General features: G+C 69.2%; 17 protein-coding genes. 6 read left to right on the top strand and 11 right to left on the bottom strand.

Features of this window, described 5'->3' with window-relative positions; genetic code table 11:
• Window positions 1-69: 69 nt before the first annotated feature.
• A complete protein-coding gene (locus tag ACQEXA_RS22615; RefSeq protein WP_432931880.1) occupies window positions 70-483 on the bottom strand; it encodes a hypothetical protein in 414 nt (137 codons plus the stop codon).
• 65 nt (window positions 484-548) lie between these two features.
• Entirely contained in the window at window positions 549-929 is a 381-nt protein-coding gene (locus tag ACQEXA_RS22610; RefSeq protein WP_432931882.1) for a hypothetical protein, read from the bottom strand.
• 242 nt (window positions 930-1171) lie between these two features.
• Here ACQEXA_RS22610 and ACQEXA_RS22605 point away from each other — a divergent pair, with 242 nt between their 5' ends.
• On the top strand, window positions 1172-2650 hold the full coding sequence (locus ACQEXA_RS22605) for a hypothetical protein (protein ID WP_432931884.1): 1479 nt from the start codon (window positions 1172-1174) through the stop codon (window positions 2648-2650).
• Between the two features lie 396 nt (window positions 2651-3046).
• Here the strand turns inward: ACQEXA_RS22605 and ACQEXA_RS22600 are convergent, their stop codons facing one another.
• From ACQEXA_RS22600 to ACQEXA_RS22585, 4 genes are all read right to left on the bottom strand, one after another.
• Window positions 3047-3385: a hypothetical protein gene (locus ACQEXA_RS22600; protein ID WP_432931885.1), complete on the bottom strand. Its 339-nt coding sequence runs from the start codon at window positions 3383-3385 to the stop codon at window positions 3047-3049.
• A 224-nt stretch (window positions 3386-3609) separates the two neighbouring features.
• On the bottom strand, window positions 3610-4452 hold the full coding sequence (locus ACQEXA_RS22595) for an MBL fold metallo-hydrolase (protein ID WP_432931887.1): 843 nt from the start codon (window positions 4450-4452) through the stop codon (window positions 3610-3612).
• 449 nt (window positions 4453-4901) lie between these two features.
• Window positions 4902-5534 carry a cysteine hydrolase family protein gene (locus ACQEXA_RS22590; protein ID WP_432931889.1) on the bottom strand — a complete coding sequence of 211 codons (633 nt, stop codon included), beginning with the start codon at window positions 5532-5534 and terminating at the stop codon, window positions 4902-4904.
• Window positions 5535-5829: 295 nt separating this feature from the next.
• Entirely contained in the window at window positions 5830-6423 is a 594-nt protein-coding gene (locus tag ACQEXA_RS22585; protein ID WP_433130853.1) for a DUF4291 domain-containing protein, read from the bottom strand.
• Between the two features lie 198 nt (window positions 6424-6621).
• Between ACQEXA_RS22585 and ACQEXA_RS22580 the strand changes: the two genes are divergently transcribed.
• Window positions 6622-7857, top strand: a complete 1236-nt coding sequence (locus ACQEXA_RS22580) for an IS701 family transposase (RefSeq protein WP_432925778.1) — start codon at window positions 6622-6624, stop codon at window positions 7855-7857.
• Window positions 7858-7983: 126 nt separating this feature from the next.
• Here ACQEXA_RS22580 and msrA read toward each other — a convergent pair whose 3' ends face one another.
• Window positions 7984-8700 carry a peptide-methionine (S)-S-oxide reductase MsrA gene (msrA, locus tag ACQEXA_RS22575; protein WP_432931893.1) on the bottom strand — a complete coding sequence of 239 codons (717 nt, stop codon included), beginning with the start codon at window positions 8698-8700 and terminating at the stop codon, window positions 7984-7986.
• A gap of 126 nt (window positions 8701-8826) precedes the next feature.
• Window positions 8827-9945, bottom strand: coding sequence for a hypothetical protein (locus tag ACQEXA_RS22570; protein WP_359392268.1), 1119 nt, complete (start codon window positions 9943-9945; stop codon window positions 8827-8829).
• Between the two features lie 312 nt (window positions 9946-10257).
• On the opposite strand from ACQEXA_RS22570, the gene ACQEXA_RS22565 reads away from it, so the two are divergent.
• Window positions 10258-11412 carry a cystathionine gamma-synthase gene (locus ACQEXA_RS22565; protein ID WP_433130851.1) on the top strand — a complete coding sequence of 385 codons (1155 nt, stop codon included), beginning with the start codon at window positions 10258-10260 and terminating at the stop codon, window positions 11410-11412.
• Window positions 11413-11421: 9 nt separating this feature from the next.
• On the opposite strand, the gene ACQEXA_RS22560 is transcribed toward ACQEXA_RS22565, so the two are convergent.
• The 3 genes from ACQEXA_RS22560 to ACQEXA_RS22550 form a co-directional block, all read right to left on the bottom strand.
• Window positions 11422-11670: a hypothetical protein gene (locus ACQEXA_RS22560; RefSeq protein WP_432931897.1), complete on the bottom strand. Its 249-nt coding sequence runs from the start codon at window positions 11668-11670 to the stop codon at window positions 11422-11424.
• A 67-nt stretch (window positions 11671-11737) separates the two neighbouring features.
• On the bottom strand, window positions 11738-12259 hold the full coding sequence (locus ACQEXA_RS22555; protein ID WP_432931899.1) for a sigma factor-like helix-turn-helix DNA-binding protein: 522 nt from the start codon (window positions 12257-12259) through the stop codon (window positions 11738-11740).
• A 315-nt stretch (window positions 12260-12574) separates the two neighbouring features.
• Window positions 12575-13081 carry a MarR family winged helix-turn-helix transcriptional regulator gene (locus tag ACQEXA_RS22550; protein WP_359392260.1) on the bottom strand — a complete coding sequence of 169 codons (507 nt, stop codon included), beginning with the start codon at window positions 13079-13081 and terminating at the stop codon, window positions 12575-12577.
• Window positions 13082-13243: 162 nt separating this feature from the next.
• On the opposite strand from ACQEXA_RS22550, the gene ilvA reads away from it, so the two are divergent.
• The 3 genes from ilvA (at window position 13244) to ACQEXA_RS22535 (ending at window position 16541) form a co-directional block, all read left to right on the top strand.
• Window positions 13244-14473, top strand: coding sequence for a threonine ammonia-lyase (ilvA, locus tag ACQEXA_RS22545; protein WP_359392258.1), 1230 nt, complete (start codon window positions 13244-13246; stop codon window positions 14471-14473).
• A gap of 200 nt (window positions 14474-14673) precedes the next feature.
• Window positions 14674-15684 (top strand): ATP-binding cassette domain-containing protein, encoded by a 1011-nt coding sequence (locus tag ACQEXA_RS22540; protein ID WP_432931901.1) that lies wholly within the window; start codon window positions 14674-14676, stop codon window positions 15682-15684.
• Window positions 15681-16541 carry an ABC transporter permease gene (locus ACQEXA_RS22535; RefSeq protein WP_359392254.1) on the top strand — a complete coding sequence of 287 codons (861 nt, stop codon included), beginning with the start codon at window positions 15681-15683 and terminating at the stop codon, window positions 16539-16541. The genes ACQEXA_RS22540 and ACQEXA_RS22535 overlap by 4 nt, the downstream gene beginning before the upstream one ends.
• Window positions 16542-16584: the final 43 nt, after the last annotated feature.

Raw genomic sequence — 16584 nt, 5'->3', positions numbered from 1 at the left:
CAACAGCAGCCCTCTTCGACGATGGTCCCCTACGCGAGGGGCCTGGCTCCGTGGGCGCGACAGCATGCATCATGGCGTGTAGTACGCGGCGTACTGGGCGGAGTGTCCCTCGACGGAGAAGTCCTCGAAGTCGCCGGCCTCCTCAGCGTCGAGCAACCGCCGCAGGACCGCTTTCGCTTCGGGCAGACGCTGAGCCGACAGATACGCCTTGGTGTCGGGGAGTCCGCTCCCGCACAGCAATTGCACGTCGATCGAGCAGTCGGCGTCCATGCTTGCGGACTTGGCCTTCCAGATGAGCAGTACATCATCGAGAGCACCGGCGTTGAACAGCTGAACGCAGCACAGTTTCATCAGCTCGGTGTCACCGTTCCCCTGAGCCACCTGCTCCATCTGCGTTTGAAGGGCGAGTAGCTCGCGCACCTCGTCGAGGCTCGCACCGGCGGGGTGTAGCCCATAGCGGTGGAGGCTCTCGTCTTCGTCCATCACCAGGCTCCTTCTCCGCGGGTGGCGGCCAGGACACCAGCGCCCCGGACCATGTCACGCCGGTCTCACAGTGACCGCTGCTCAGCGGTGCGCCGGTCTGTCGAGAGCAGCCACCGCCAGCGTTGGTGTTCCGTGACGAGGGTGGTGGCTACCAGGAGAGACACGAGGACTGCCGCGTAAGAGGGCCATGCCGACCATGCAGCGATCGCGGCAGCAGCGAGTTGGAGCAGCACGAGCAGGATCGTGACCGCACCCGAGACAGGGATGATCACCTGTGCCTTGTCCCCCGGAGTGGAGAAGACGGTCGGCAGGCCGATCAATACCACCACGGCCAGGACGGCGAGCAGCCATGAGTACTTGGACAAGGCCCACGGGGTGGCCACCCAGGCGACAAGCTCCGCAGCGAAGCGCAGGACGGATGGCATGCGGTCGTTCGGTTTTTCCATGTTCGCCCCCAGACTCTGCCGGCCACCAGCGGGAGATCCTACGCCGATTCACACGATGCCGAGGGCTTGGCAGGAGGCTCGGATATGGGCACGACATGCAGGATCTCAGCCTTGAACAGGGTTGCGGACGTGGCTTGATGGTCCACATCCAGCCGTGTTCACAGACCTTTCCCGCGGTGGTGCGTCTCCCTGCTGAGCATCACTCGCGGAAGGGCGCCTGCCCATGGCTGATGCGGTAGAGCGTGATCGCCGACGTTGACCTTGTACACGCGGCATGCCCACAATCTGCGGGCCTGCGACGGACACTGGCGAACACGGGGGCCACCATGCGTGGAAATCACGATCACCGCGAGGCCATTACTGCCATCGCGCAAAATTCCGCGGCGCCTGCCGAGGTCTTGATCAGGCTGTTGTGCGAGGAGGCCAAAGCGGCCTGGAACATGATCGCCTGGCGCGCTCTGCCGGACGAGGTGATCGACGCCATCGTCACGCATCCCGACCGCAGGCTGCGGACAGCGTTCGCTGACAACGCCACGGTGACGGAGGATCAACGGGCCCGGCTCGTGGACGATCCCGATCCACGTGTCCGCCGTGCTCTGGCCATCGGACCCGACTGGTTCCGCATCCCGGTGCAGCCACTGCCCCTGTCCGTTCAGCAGCGCCTGCTTGCCGATCCGGAACCGAGGGTCCGCCGAGACGCAGCCTTCTCCCGCCACACAGCTCCAAGCCTGGTCGCCGGGCTCGCCGACCACCAGGAAGCGGACCTTCGGCAGGCAGCCTGCAGCCAATGGGCCTTGCTTTCCGAGGACACCCGAAGCCGTCTGCTCCGCGACGCTGATGACAACGTACGTCGGGCAGCCATGATGGAGGCCTGCCACGATGACGCGGGCTACACCGACCTTCTTCTCAACGCAGGAATCGGTCGCTTCGGCAGGGAGGATGTGATCAGGTACGGCGCCATGAGCACGGCGACCGCCGAACGGCTCGCCGCAAGCACCGAGGAGGAGGACCGCCGCGAGCTGGCGGCGAACCTCAACGTTCCCATCGCCATCATCAGGACATTGGCGAACGACGACGCGCACAGCGTCCGGCTGGCGGTATCGGTACGACCCGAGCTGACGGAGACCGAACGCACCGCCATTGACATCACCATCAATCCGTCCGACCGGCTCTATCCCGTCGAATGGGTGCGCATCTGCGCCGATCCCGACGTCTTGAGCCAGTGCGCCAAGTCGGCCAACACCCTGCTACGACGCAGCGCCGCCTACAGCCCGCACCTGCCTGCCGACGCCATCGACCTGCTCTCCAAGGACGACGACTACGCCGTGCGACTTCTGCTCTGTGAGAACCAACCGGCCGTCGAAGGCGAAGTGGTGCTGCAGACGTATCTGGACTGCAAGGTCATCACCAAGGGTGCCCTGCTGCACCACCCGAACTTCCCGAGCGCAGGCGCCGGACAGCGCTTCGCCGACGACCCGGATCCGGAGAAGCGGTGGCTTGTGGGGCTCGACGCCAAAGCGCCCGTAGACGCTGTGGTCCGGTTGCTTGCCGACCCCGACGATCGCGTACGTGCCATGGCAGCCGCGCACCCCGCGCTGCCAGTCGATCTCATCGTTCAAAGCTGTGGGAATGAGGAGACCTCCTCCCACGCCCTCACCAACCCAAGCCTCCCCACGGAAGTCATGCACCAGTACCTGGACGATGCAGGCATCCCTCGCTGACACGGACAGATCAGAAACGCAGAGCACGTCCCCTCACACCGACGCACGGCGCGGAGCCGACCGGTCAGTGCGGCCACCGATTTTCGACCGCGTCAGAACCTGTCCTCTCAGTCCTCGGTGGGCGCGATACCGGTTGGGCATGACCGCCCCGTACATGCCAGGCCGTGTTCGGTTCAGCTCCAGGTGCTCTCTGAAGCTGAACACACCGATGCGGCGATCACCGGACACGGACATCGGCAAGCGATCAGTCATCCGTGGGAGCCGGCGCAAGGCCTGAGGGGCAGGAGGACCCCAGTTCGCCTCGAACGGGGTACTCAGCTTGACTGCCGTCCCGCCCAACCCGCCGTGCCCTGCCGGATTCTTCGCCAAGTACTGCTGGTCCGTGCGCTTGGTTGCTCATCGATCGATGTAGCGAGGGTCCGGCCACGTGGTGATCGGCTCGTCGGAGACCGAGTAGATCTCCAGGAGCGAGAGGTAGCCGCCCTCGGTGAAGACCATGACACCTGCCGAGTGCGGGTCGGTGTACCCCGCGTCCACGGCCGGACTGTCGTGCGACGGCGCCGGAGCCACCGCTGTACGGTCCACCTCCAGATCGACCGTCACGCAGCCGCAACCACACCTGCCCACCACGCGGGTGTGTGGAATCTGGGCCAGTAGGGCGCTGCTCACCGGATCCGAGCCGGCCAGCAGCGCCCGCAGAGTCGCCGTGGCTTCCGGAGACAGTGGCTCAGCCATCCGCTCTGGCCACCCCGATCGGGCACGACACGCTTGATCCCCCAACCCGCAGTACCCCGCCGGGCTCTTCGCCAAGTACCACTGGTGTTGCCCGACTGCAGGACAAAAGACCCATGAGTGAGGCTTGAGCCACCGGTGGATGGCCGTTCGACGTACGCGCCCATCCTAGGAGCGTTCTGACCGTCAGCCGACCGAAGGTGACCGCCGAGCTCGGGCGGCCTGACCTACTTCGACGTGGTGAACTCGTAGCGCTCGCCGTGGTTCAGATAGTGGTATTCGATGGGCACCGAAGACGCGGCAGCGGACTGCTTGAAATCTTCCAGCCCGGAGCGGAACACCGAAAAGTCGTTGTAGTGGATCGGGATCGCCGTGCGCGGCCTGACGATCTCCGCACACCTGACGGCCTGGGGCCCGGTCATGGTCACCACGGTGAGGAAGAGCGTGGTCCCGCCGGCGTGGAACAACCCGAGGTCGATCTCGGGATAGCGCTGGGGTATGTCGTACAGCCGGTTGTGCAGCATGGTGTCGCCGCTGATGTACAGCCGGTACAGATGTCGGTCGCCGGTGAAGAAGTCCAGAAGTGAGCCGTTGACCGGCATGAGCATGTCCTGCAGCTCGAAGTTGTTGGTGTGCTCGGCCGGCATCGCCGTCACTTCGAGCCGGGCGTCACCTCTCTGCACGGTCTGGCTCTCCCAGGTGTCGAGCGGGTGGCCATTCGCGAAGCCCAGCGGGCGCAGCTGCTCGACTGCATGGTGCGTGGTGACGATGGGGATGCTCTTGTCGAGATCCCGAGCTGCGACGTCGTCGAAGTGGTCGGCGTGATAGTGCGACAGAACGATCAGGTCCAGTGGGGGAAGATCCGCAACCTGGCAGGCGGGATCGACCTCACGGCGGGCGTAGATGCCGTGCCCGAGATGGACATGCCCTCCCTTGTGCAGGAACGCGGGGTCGGTCAGGATCGTGAACCCCGCGCATCGGATCAATGTCGTGGCGTTGCCGATGAAGTGCACCTCACCGGTGTCAACGTCAGGTTGCTCGCCTGTCGGAAGCGTGATCACCGCGTTCACGAGACCTCCAGCTGGATGACCAGGAAGGTGGCTATTAGGGGAATTTGCCCTGGTATGTAAGCGTGAAACTGATCCTCTTTCCGGGCGTCTGCCCCAGCCAGGTGCCGTGAGCCGACGTGGGCGGGCACATGCGCGGCGCCGTGCAGGGTGAGGGAGCACGCCGACGTCTTGCTTCCACTCGGAACGTGGCACGTCACACTCGGTAGCCACGGTGTGATGGCGGGTGGAGCACGCCGCGGTCTCGGGCAGGAGGGGGTGATGCTGCAATGGATGGGGGAATCTGTGCTGCCGCGCCGGGCGGCGCAGCCCTCGTCGTGCCTTCCTGGGCAGCCGGCGGAACTTTGCGCGCAGGGCTCATGGGGCAGAGCATGCGGGCGGCGCGCTCCTCGCGTTGGGCGGCGAGGACGTCGGGGTAGCGGACGTGGAGGTTGCGCCGCCGGAGGTGGGGCTCACTTTCTCAGCGCCGCACCCACAGCGGCGAGGTACTCGTCGACGCTCAACGTGGCGTGGGAGATGGTCGGGTAGCGCTGGACCATCGCGTCGTAGGCGACGCGCCCGCCGAGCGCCGCGGTGGCGTCGGTGAAGGTGGTCACGTGGTAGCCGTGTTCCATGCAGCTGCGCGAGGTCGACTCCACGCAGTGCGTGCCGATCATCCCGGCGATCGCGATGTACTCGACGTTGTGCTGGCGCAGCTGGACCCCGAGGTCTGTGTTGGCGAGCACGTCGATGTTCTTGTGCGGGGAGATCACGACCTCGCTGTCGACGGGCGAGAGCTCAGGGTGGAAATCGGCGTTCCAGCTGCCCGCGGCGAATTCGCGGTTGCCGAACATCTCCTGGTGGATGCCGGACAGGTGCTTCCACGAGGTGTAGTCGTGCTCGGTGTAGGACATCGGCGCGAAGAACACCGGCAGCTTGTGCTGCCTGGCCCCGGCCAGCAGCCGTTTGAGGTTCTCGAACGTGCCGATCCTGTCGAACTCGTCCTTGAACGTCGGGTAGAGCTTTCCCTTCTCCGAGAACACCTCGTTGACCGTGTCGATCAGCAGCAGGCCCATCCGGCTCGGCTCATACGACGGCATCGGCATACCAGACTTCTTTCGGTCGGCTGCTTCTCCGCTGAGGCTAAGCACTCCGCCCGTGACCCGCCGACCGCTGGAGAGCCATGTGGCTGAACGAAGAGCCGCCCTGACCTGTCTCACGCTCTGCTCCATGAGAGGGCGGGTGCGGTGCCAACCACTCTCTGCGCCTGCGTTCCGAACCCACCCGGCGATGTCAGCCTTCGGCCATCGCCACGCCGATCGGGCAGGACACCCCCGTCCCGGCGAGCCTGTGCTGCCATGTGACCCTGGGGCCGGAGCCGGCTGACGGGGGAGCGGCCCGTCAGCCGCGTAGGTGGGCAAGAAGTTCGTCCTCGACGGGATAGGGGCGTTCTTGAGGCAGCAGTCGGGCGGCGGAGTCCAGATCGCCGCTGTTGACCAGGGCGTGGATCTCGTGGGCGAGTGGGGTCTCGTCGCGGATGGCGACTGTCCACTCGTCCGCGTAGCGTCGTGTGGCCTCATCGCAGAGGCCGAGTTGCAGGGACCGGTACGGCCGGGGTTGCAGGTGCAGATCCCGCTCGGGGTCCCACTGCACGCGAGCGGGCGCGCGTTTCAACTGGCGCTGCCAGGCGGCCCGGTCCGGGTGTACTCCGCGGGCGTAGCTCGACAGGCAGGCGTGTCGCAGCGCCCACTCGAAGCCGTCACGGCTGATCTCGACCGCGAGAACGGTCTCCTGCCCTTCCTTGGTGCCCCAGCCGCATCGGTACATCATCCACAGGAACGACGGCTTGATCCACGTCATCCTGTCGCGCTTCCACGCGGTGGGGAAACGGCCCTCCTGGACGGCGGGCAGGCCGATTTCCGGGGCGTACGCCTGGTAGACGGTGATCGTGGAGTCCGTGTAGGCCGCACGGATCTCGCGTTGCGGTTGTTCCATGGCGTACAGCGTGGAGTCAGCCGGTTCAGGCGGCCACCGATTTTCGACTGCCGTTCACTGCGACGCAGAGCGCCGGCCGCGGCACCGTGCGAATGGCCGGTGCCACGGCGCCCGCGTCGGACTTACCGCGCTACCGGCTACTAGGGCTTGGTTATCTTGGGGGAAGGAGGGCGTGTTGGCCTCGCGGAGGTGAGGGCCATGACTCCGCAGGAGCTCGTGGAGGCCCAGGACCGGTTGGCGGCGTTCGCGGCCGAGGTGTTCGCCCCGTTGGGACGGTCCGACCAGCGGCGGTGGGGCGAGCGGTATGTGCGCGGGCTGCTCGGTGCGGGCCGCCGCAAGTCGATGGAGCCGATGGCGGCCCGGCTGGGGGTGGACCGGCAGGGCCTGCAGCAGTTCCTGGCCGACGCCCCGTGGTCCCATCAGATGGTGCTGGCCGAGCTGGCCTGGCGCATGGAGCCGGTCATCCGCCCGGCCGCCTGGGTGATCGACGATGTGTCCTTTCCCAAGGACGGCCACGCCTCGCCCGGCGTGGCCGCGCAGTACTGCGGGGCGCTGGGCAAGACCGCCAACTGCCAGGTCGCCCCGAGCGTGCACCTGGTCACCGACGCGGCCTCCTGTCCGGTGAACTGGCGGCTGTTCCTGCCCGAGCAGTGGGACGTGACCGCCGCGCCCGCCGAGGACGCCGACCAGGTGGCCAAGCGCCGCCGCCGGGCCCACATCCCCGACGAGGTCGGGCATGTCGCCAAGTGGCAGCTGGCCGTCGACATGGTCGACGAGCTGCGGTGCTGGGGGCTGGACCCGCCGCTGATCGTGGCCGACGAGGGCTACGGTCAAGACGGTGCCTTCCGGCTGGCGTTGGAAGAGCGCGGCATCGACTACGTGGTCGGGGTGCGTTCGGACACCGCGGTGCTGCCCGAGACCGCCACGCGTACCGCTCCGGCCTGGTCGGGCACCGGCCGGCCCCCGGTGCCCCGCTACCGGCAGGCACCCACCTCGGTGCGCACGCTGGTGCAGGACGCCGGGCACGGCGCCCTGCACCGGGTGACCTGGCGGCAGGGCTCCAAGGGCCCGTTGCGCTCGCGGTTCGCCGCACTGCGGGTGCGCCCCGCCGGAGTGCGGCTGCGCCGGGCGCACCCCGGCGAGGACCTGCCGGTGTGCTGGCTGCTGGCCGAGTGGCCCGCCGGCGAGAAGGAGCCGACCAAGTACTGGCTCTCCACGCTGCCCGCGGACACCCCCCTGCGGCACCTGGTGCGCTCGGCGAAGCTCCGCTGGCGGGTCGAGCACGACTACCGCGAGCTGAAGACCGCCTTGGGGCTGGGTCACTTCGAGGGCCGCACCTGGAACGGCTTCCACCGGCACCTCACCCTGGCCTCGGTCGCCCAGGCGTTTTGCACCCTGGAGCGACTGTCCCCGAAAGCGGCGGCCACGGCCTGACGACCTACCAGGTCGTGGCCGGACTGCAGGTCCTGCTGGCCTGCTGGGCCGGGCGCTGCCCGCTGTGCCGGACGCCGCTGCCCCCACCCAGACACGCCAAGCCCATCCCAACCTAACCAAGCCCTACTACTTGTCCGTGACCTCCGGCGCCGCAGCGATGCCCGTCGGGCAGGACGCCCCCCAGTTCGTGTCGAACGGGTCACTTAGCTTGACCCCCGTCCCGCCCAACCCGCAGTAGCCCGCCGGGTTCTTCGCCAAGTACTGCTGGTGGTACCCCTCCGCCGGGTAGAACTCGCGGCCCTCCGCGGGGAGCAGTTCCGTGGTGATGGTGCCGTAGCCGGAGGCCGTGAGGACCTTCTGGTAGGCCTCGCGGGACGCCTTGGCCGTGGCTGCCTGGGCGGGGGAGTGGGTGTGGATCGCCGAGCGGTACTGCGTGCCGACGTCGTTGCCCTGGCGGAAGCCCTGCGTGGGGTTGTGGGACTCCCAGAAGACCTGGAGGAGGCGCTCGTACGAGATCTGCTTCGGGTCGTAGACGATGCGGACCGCCTCCGTGTGGCCCGTCAGGCCCGAGCAGACCTCTTCGTACATGGGGTTCTCGGTGTAGCCGCCCTGGTATCCGACGAGCGTGGTGTGGACGCCCGCCGGGAGCTGCCAGAACTTGCGCTCGGCGCCCCAGAAGCAGCCCAGACCGAAGTCGGCGATCTCCAGGCCCTCCGGGTAGGGGCCGAGGAGCGGGGTGCCGAGGACCGTGTGCCGTTCGGGGATCGTGAAGGGCGGGCTGGAGCGACCGCGCAGGGCCTGTTCCGGGGTCGGCAGCTGGGGCACGCGGCTGTACAGGAACATGCGGTCTCCACTGGGTCACGGCCGGGGTGGGATGTGTCTGCGACAACGTGCCCGTCGTCACGGGAATTCCGGGCCCCTCCGGGGCGGAGAAGTCGCCCACCCCCTGGCCGCTCCTTCGCCTTTCGCTCAGCGTGGCAGCGTCGCCGGGCTTCCTCCGTTCGCCTCGTAGCCCGCCACCGCCAGTGCGCGGAAGACCGCGTAGTCCGCGGCCGGGTCGGAGGTCAGGGTCCAGGGCAGTGCGCCGACATGGCCGTCGACGTGGACCAGCTGGGCCATGGCCTCCGACCAGCGCTCGCTGCGGACCAGGAAGAAGACCAGGAGGTGGCGGACGTGCGCCAGCATCGGGTCGTCGGAGCGGGCCGACTGCACCGCGTAGAGGGCGCCGTGGATCGCCTTCGTCACGACCTCGCTCTGGTAGAAGCTGCGGACCAGGTTCACTTCGGGGAGGTGCTCGAAGACCGCGAAGAGGGGCATCGCGGCGAGGAGCGAGCCCTGCGGGGCGCGGGCCGCGGCCGCCTCCGCGAACGCGTACGCCACCTGCCGCGAGCCGTGCCACTTCTCGCACCAGTAGTGCAGCGCCGCCAGGTGCGCGCCCATGTGGGCGGGGGAGCGGTCCAGGATCTTCAGCCACAGCTGTTCGAACTCCGGCTGCGGATACGCGAGTCCGCGGGCCACCGAGAGCTCGATGATGTACGGGATCGGGTCACCGGGGGCCAGCAGCGCCGCCTCCGCGCACGCCGACTTCGCCTCCTCCATGATGATCCGGAACTCGTCCGTCCCCGGAGTCGACGTGCGCCATGCCTGCTGCACCAGGAACTCCGCCTGCACGGCCGCGCCGCCCGCGTCCTTGGGGGCCTCGGCCCGCCATACCCGCAGCCACTGCCCGCCCGGCATCTCGCTCACGCCGCCGGGCCGCTGCTGCAACTCGAGGGACGCGGCGCCCGCGAAGGCCTGGACGCGCTGCCAGCGTGTCTCGCCCTCTTTCTCCGTGCCGGCCAGGAGCTGGGACGCCGCGCGGTAGTCCTGCGTGCGCTGCACGACGTCCAGGACATCCAGCAGGTCCTGGTCGGGGCCGGGCATGCGGATGTCCAGCTCCTCCTGGCGGACGAAGCCGTAGTTCGCCGGATCCGCGGCGTCCGGGTCGCCCGGCGCGACCTGCTGGATACCCGCGCGCCTGCGCATGAGGACGGGCAGCAGGACCAGGCTGATCATGGCCAGCGCCATCAGGACCCAAAGAATCACCATGTCTCAAGCGAACCAGACGGGTCCGGCAGTTGGCCAACCTGGTCTCCGGGCCTGTGGAAAACCCGGCGGCGAACTGCGGCGAGGCGGCCGGCCGGGCTGCCGGCCGGGCTGCCGGCCGCCTTCCGTCGCCGCGGTCGCCGCTCCCGCCCACCCGCTGACCGCTCCCGCGCCCCGTCGACCGGTCCAGCCCACACGTCGACTCCGTCGACGGACGCGACCCTCCGCGCTCGCGCACCGGACACTCCGTGCTCCCCCCGCCGACGTCGGGCCTTCGCCGTCATCCTCGTCCCGGGCGCACTACCCTCGGTCCTCATGAGCGACAGGCACATCAGTCAGCATTTCGAGACCCTCGCGATTCACGCGGGGAACACCGCCGACCCCCTCACCGGGGCGGTCGTCCCGCCGATCTACCAGGTCTCGACGTATAAGCAGGATGGCGTCGGCGGCCTGCGCGGCGGCTACGAGTACAGCCGCAGTGCGAACCCCACCAGAACTGCCCTGGAGGAGAACCTCGCCGCCCTGGAGGGCGGCCGTCGCGGCCTCGCGTTCGCGTCCGGACTGGCGGCCGAGGACTGCCTGTTGCGTACGCTGCTCAGCCCCGGCGATCACGTCGTCATCCCGAACGACGCCTACGGCGGTACGTTCCGCCTCTTCGCCAAGGTCGTCTCGCGGTGGGGTGTGGAATGGTCGGTCGCCGACACCAGCGATCCGTCGGCCGTACGAGCCGCGCTCACCCCGCGGACCAAGGCCGTCTGGGTGGAGACCCCCTCCAACCCGCTGCTCGGCATCACCGACATCGCCGCCGTCGCCCAGATCGCCCGTGACGCGGGCGCGAGGCTCGTCGTCGACAACACCTTCGCGACGCCCTACCTGCAGCAGCCCCTCGCGCTCGGCGCGGACGTCGTCGTGCACTCCCTGACCAAGTACATGGGGGGACACTCCGACGTCGTCGGCGGCGCGCTGATCGTGAACGACCCCGAGCTGGGCGAGCAGCTGGCCTACCACCAGAACGCGATGGGCGCGGTCGCGGGCCCGTTCGACTCGTGGCTGGTGCTGCGCGGCACCAAGACGCTCGCCGTCCGCATGGACCGGCACAGTGAGAACGCGGCCAAGGTCGCCGACATGCTCACCCGGCACGCGCGCGTGACGAGCGTTCTGTACCCGGGCCTGCCGGAGCACCCCGGGCACGAGATCGCCGCCAAGCAGATGAAGGCGTTCGGCGGGATGGTCTCGTTCCGGGTCGAAGGCGGCGAGGAGGCGGCCGTCGAGGTGTGCAACCGTGCCAAGGTCTTCACCCTGGGCGAGTCCCTGGGCGGTGTGGAATCGCTGATCGAACACCCGGGGCGCATGACGCACGCGTCGGCTGCCGGTTCGGCCCTGGAGGTCCCCGCCGACCTCGTCCGCATCTCCGTGGGCATCGAGAACGTCGACGACCTCCTGGAGGACCTGCGGCAGGCCCTCGGCTAGCCGCTGGTCTCACCAGTCGCTGATCGGTGGAGTCGTCGTGGACGGCGGCTCCACCCAGGGGTGTGTGTACAGGGCCCAGATCGCGAAGGCGACGGCGGCGGCGATCAGCACCAGCCACATCAGCCGGCGGGCCACGATGCGGCGGCGCAGCATCCGGCCGCCGCGCCGCAGGACCTCCGGGTACAGGTCGGGCGGCACATGCGGCGGCGTCCGCTCGAGCAGCCGCCGTACGGTCGCCTCACGCTCGGGCATGTTCATCGGTCACCTCCGCTTGACCGGGTCCGGCAGGGTCCCGGAAGGCGTCCTGTTCTCCGGTGCGGCCCCGTCACGAGGGCGCCGGCTTCGCCACCGGCACCGTCGGCGCCGGCCCGGGCGGCGGGTGCAGCAGCGTGGTCATCGCCCGGGCGCAGATCGCGCGCACCCGCTCGGGGGACAGGCCGAGGAGGGCGCCCGCCTGTTCTTCGGCCACACCCTCGTACAGCCTCAGGACGAGGATCAGCCGCTCCTGGGGCGACAGGTCCGCCAGCAGGCCCTGGGCCTTCGGCCGGCGCCGGCCGAGGGCCCCGTACCGGTACCAGGCCCCGTACTGGTGCCACGCCCCGCGCGCGAAGCGACTGGCCAGATACTGGCGCGCCCGGTCGTAGGGGTCGTCCCCGCGCAGCCGGTCCCAGGACGCGTAGGTCTGGGCGAGGGTCAGCGTCAGCAGGCGCTGCGCGCGCGGGTTGTCGTCCGGGATCTCCGCGGTGAGCAGGGTTGCGGCATGCAGCAGCCGCCCGGCCGCGCCCGCGACGAACGCCTCGAACTCACGGGTCCGGCGGGCGCCATGGGAAGCGTGCCGTTCTCGCACCGCGCCTCCCCCCTGCGGGCGATCATGAAGCGGACCGGACCTCGTCGACACCGTGCGGGCCGCCGCGCACGCAGGGCAGGATCTGGGCGTGTACGGCGAACCGGACCGTGTACGACGGGTTCCGGTCTCATATCAGACCGGCCGCGCCCTCCGGGTCAAGAGCCGGGGAGCGCTCGAACGCGCGCGTGCCGGGCCGGTGACGCAAAGGGCGGGGTCCGCGAGGCGCGGGGGAGGCGGTACGTCGGGCGCAGTACGTCGGCGCGCGGTGCAGGACGAGGGCTGCCCGCGCGGGACGTGGCGCTCAGGACGTCGGGCTCAGGTCGCCGGCTGGGACTCCGGTCCCGGGACCCCCTGGGTGGCCTGCCGGGCGGAGAGAGCCGCATTGAACCGGGTGAGCAGGGTGCAGAAGTCCTCGCGCTCCTGCGGTGTCCAGTCGGTCGTCAGTTCGGCCATGAATTGCCGCCGGGACGAGCGGACCTCCTCCAGGCGGGCCAGTCCGCGCGGGGAGAGCTGGAGTACCACCGCGCGCCCGTCCTCCGGGTGGGAGGTGCGCTTGACGAGGCCGGTGTCGACGAGCGGGGCCACCTGCCGGGTGACCGTCGACGAGTCGATGCCCATGCTCGCCGCCAGCGCCTTGACGCCCATCGGGCCCTCTTTGTCGAGGCGGTTGAGCAGGAGGTACGCGGCGCGGTCCATGGAGTTGCGCACCGGCCCGACCCCGCCGAGCCGCGTCTGTTCGGCGCGCCGCGCGAACACCGCGACCTCGTGCTGCAGGGTGTCCAGAAGGCCGGGTTCACCGACGGTCGACATGTCCATCGACATTTCAGGTGTTGTGGGCATGGCCGGGGGCTCAATTCATGCGTGGGGCTGGGTTGGGGGACAGGGTACGCGGCCGGGGCGCAGGTCGTACCGGCGCTGCACAAACCTGTCCAGGGCTTTGGTCACACCCGCTGCGAAGCGGCGTGAACTGCGAGACTGGTGGTCATGAACTACAGCACGGCTGACTCCTTGCCGGCGGTGACTTTGGACGACGTACGGGGCGCCCAGAAGATGCTGTCGGGCATCGCCCGCGTCACGGCGATGGAGGGCAGCAGGCACCTGTCTCAGCTGGTGGGTGCGCCGGTGCAGTTCAAGTGCGAGAACCTCCAGCGGACCGGGTCGTTCAAGCTGCGCGGGGCATACGTGCGGATCGCGGGGCTGCTGCCCGAGGAGCGGGCGGCGGGCGTCGTCGCCGCGAGCGCGGGCAACCATGCGCAGGGCGTGGCCCTCGCCTCCTCGCTGCTCGGGGTGCACTCCACGGTCTTCATGCCCAAGGGGGCCCCACTGCCGAAGATCAGCGCGACCTGCGAGTACGGCGCTGACGTACGTCTGCAGGGCCAGGTGGTGGACGAGACCCTGGCCGCGGCGCAGCGGTACGCGGCCGAGACGGGTGCGGTCTTCATCCACCCGTTCGATCACCCCGACATCATCGCGGGCCAGGGCACGGTCGGTCTCGAGGTCCTCGAGCAGTGGCCGCGGGTACGCACGATCGTCGTGGGCATCGGCGGCGGCGGGCTGGCGGCGGGCATCGCGACCGCGGTGAAGGCGCTGCGCCCGGATGTGCGGGTGGTGGGCGTGCAGGCGGAGGGAGCGGCGGCGTACCCGCCCTCGCTGGCGGCCGGGCGCCCGGTGTCGGTCGACAACCCGGCCACGATGGCCGACGGGATCAGGGTGGGGCGGCCCGGTGAGGTGCCGTTCCGGATCATCCGCGACCTGGTCGACGAGGTCCGTACGGTGTCCGAGGACGCGCTGTCCGCCGCGGTGCTGCTGTGCCTGGAGCGGGCCAAGCTGGTGGTCGAGCCGGCCGGCGCGAGTCCGGTGGCGGCGCTGCTGAGCGATCCGGGCGCCTTCGAGGGCCCGGTGGCGGCGGTACTGTCCGGCGGCAACGTGGACCCGGTGCTGCTGCAGCGCATCCTGCGGCACGGCATGGCCGCGCAGGGCCGCTACCTGGCCGTCCGGCTGCGGCTGACCGACCGCCCCGGAGCCCTCGCGACGCTTCTCGGGGTGTTGTCAGTGCTCGACGCTAACGTCCTCGATGTGAGTCACGTACGGACCGATCCACGGCTCGGGCTCACGGAGGCGGAGGTGGAGCTGCACCTGGAGACGAAGGGCCCGGAGCACTGCGCCGAGGTCTGGCAGGCGCTGCGGGACGCGGGTTACACCGTCATCGACTGAGTACCGGCCGTTGTCGAGGCCGAGTGGAAAAATTCGTTTGAGAGACGCGATACATCGCGTTATGGTGTGGTCGCCTCATCGCGTCCGCCGTGCTGCGGGACCATCGCGCCTGCGCGGGCGGAAAAACACATCGAGCGAACGAACGCCTGAACGTACGCTCGTCCCCCATTCCCCGAACCCCAACGACGTGGAGAACTCATATGCCAGGCGCCATCTATGCCGAAGGCCTGGTGAAAACCTTCGGCGATGTAAGGGCTCTGGACGGCGTCGACCTCGACGTCCCGGAGGGCACCGTGCTCGGCCTGCTCGGGCCCAACGGCGCGGGCAAGACCACCACCGTCCGCTGCCTGACGACCCTGCTGCGCCCCGACAGCGGCAAGGCGCTCGTCGCGGGGATCGATGTGCTCGCGCACCCCGACGCCGTACGACGCTCGGTGGGTCTGTCCGGGCAGTTCGCCGCGGTCGACGAGTATCTCACCGGCCGCGAGAACCTTCAGATGGTGGGGCAGCTCTACCAGATGAAGTCCAAGGCGGCCAAGCAGCGGGCGACCGAACTGCTGGAGCAGTTCAACCTCACCGAGGCCGCCGACCGGCCCGCGAAGACGTACTCCGGCGGTATGCGCCGCCGTCTCGACCTCGCCGCCGCGCTGGTGGTCCGCCCGCCGGTGATGTTCATGGACGAGCCGACGACCGGTCTGGACCCGCGCAACCGCCAGCAGTTGTGGGAGGTCATCAAGCAGCTCGTCTCCGGCGGCACGACCCTGCTGCTGACCACGCAGTACCTGGAAGAGGCCGACCACCTGGCGCACGAGATCTGCGTCGTCGACCACGGCCGCGTCATCGCCCGTGGCACCTCCGACCAGCTCAAGGCGCGCACGGGCGGTGAGCGCGTCGAGGTGGTCGTCCACCAGCGCGAGGACATCCCGACCGCGGTGGAGGTGCTGAGCGGCTTCGGCAAGGGCGAGGCCACGGTCGAGGAGCACACCCGCAAGCTCACCGTCCCCGTCGCCGGCGGTGCCAAGCTCCTCGCCGAGGTCATCCGCGAACTGGACACCCGCGGCATCGAGATGGACGACGTCGGGCTGCGCCGTCCCACCCTGGACGACGTCTTCCTGTCCCTGACCGGCCATGTGGCCGAGGAGAAGCCCGAGGACAACGGAGCGGCCGAGAACCCCAAGGCCCGCAAGCGCACGAAGGAGACCGCCAAGTGAGTGCAGGCACCGACACCGTGACCGCGGCGGCGCCCGCGAACCCTCTCGGCCAGTCCGTCCGTGACTCGCTGGTCGTCGCCAAGCGCAATCTGATCCGCATGACCCGGATCCCGGAGATGGTGATCTTCGGGTTGATCCAGCCGATCATGTTCGTGGTGCTGTTCAGCTATGTCTTCGGCGGTTCCATGCGGGTCGGCGGCAGCACCAGCCCCGACGACTACCGCAACTTCCTGATGGCCGGCATCTTCGCCCAGACCGTCACGTTCGCCACGGCGGGCGCCGGCGCGGGCATCGCCGACGACATGCACAAGGGGCTCATCGACCGCTTCCGCTCGCTGCCCATGGCGCGGGGCGCGGTGCTCACCGGGCGCACCCTCGCCGACCTCGTGCAGACCGCGCTGACGCTGCTGGTCCTCGCGATCGTCGCGGTCCTGGTCGGCTGGCGTGTGGGGTCCAACGCCGACACCAACATCGGCAAGGTGCTCGGCGCCTTCGGTCTGCTGCTCCTGCTGGGGTACGCGTTCACCTGGATCGGGGCGCTGATCGGCCTCTCGGTGCGTACGCCGGAGGCGGCCACGTCCGGCGGACTGATCTGGCTGTTCCCCGTCACGTTCATCTCGAACGCGTTCGTGGACACCACCCACATGACGCCGTGGCTGCGGCACGTCGCCGACTGGAACCCGTTCAGCGCCACCGTGCAGGCCTGCCGCACGCTGTTCGGCAACCCGCCGGTGCACTCGTCCTCGCATGCGTGGCCGATGGAGCACCCCGTCTGGGCGTCGCTGATCTACTCGGTTCTGATCATCGTGGTGTTCCGGACGCTGGCGGTGCGGAAGTACCGCTCGGCGACGGCCTGACCCGAAAGGGGCCCGGGGCAGTCGGCCCCGGGCATGGCGATGC

Source organism: Streptomyces sp. CA-106110 (assembly GCF_050936285.1).
Taxonomy (GTDB): Bacteria; Actinomycetota; Actinomycetes; order Streptomycetales; family Streptomycetaceae; genus Streptomyces.
Note: the sequence above shows the minus strand (reverse complement) of the source record. Positions and strands in the feature narration are given on the sequence as shown.